This is a genomic window from Vibrio sp. 378, from assembly GCF_033339435.1.
Map to the genome: position 1 here is coordinate 1 of NZ_JAWOUO010001250.1, position 509 is coordinate 509.

Consider the following 509-nt stretch of genomic DNA (forward strand, 5'->3'; position numbering starts at 1 on the left):
TTGGCCGACGAGGAAGCCCAAGAAAAATTTCAAATAAAAATCATAAAAACGCTCCGTAGATACTGCGGAGCCAACCCACACGTTCCATGGAGTTCGGAATGAGAAGCCTTATCTATATTGAGCGAATCTTCAACCGCTTTGGTGATTTTCTGGGGTGGTTATCCAGCATCCTCTTCATTTTGTTGTTGTTGAACGTGGTGTATGACGTTGTGATGCGTTACGTGTTTAACGACGTGTCTATCGCGTTTCAAGAAATGGAGTGGCACTTATTCTCTGCTGTCTTTTTGCTTGGCGTGCCTTATGCCATCAAATCCGGCGGTCACGTTCGAGTCGACATTTTTTATGAGCGACTGTCATATAAAGCGCAATCCATCATCGACATCATCGGCACCCTGTTTTTCCTCTTTCCTTTTTGTTTGCTTGTCGCATGGTTTGGTATTGATTTCGCGAAAGAGAGTTATGCCTTGGGCGAGACGTCTGGTGACCCAGGTGGTTTGCCGTATCGATGG

The 509-nt window shown here is 45.8% G+C and carries 1 protein-coding gene; it reads left to right on the forward strand.

Translation table 11 applies throughout. The features are described from left to right. Window positions 1–98: 98 nt before the first annotated feature. On the forward strand, window positions 99–509 hold a 411-nt coding region (locus R7Q48_RS31395; protein ID WP_318134375.1), incomplete at its 3' end, for a TRAP transporter small permease subunit.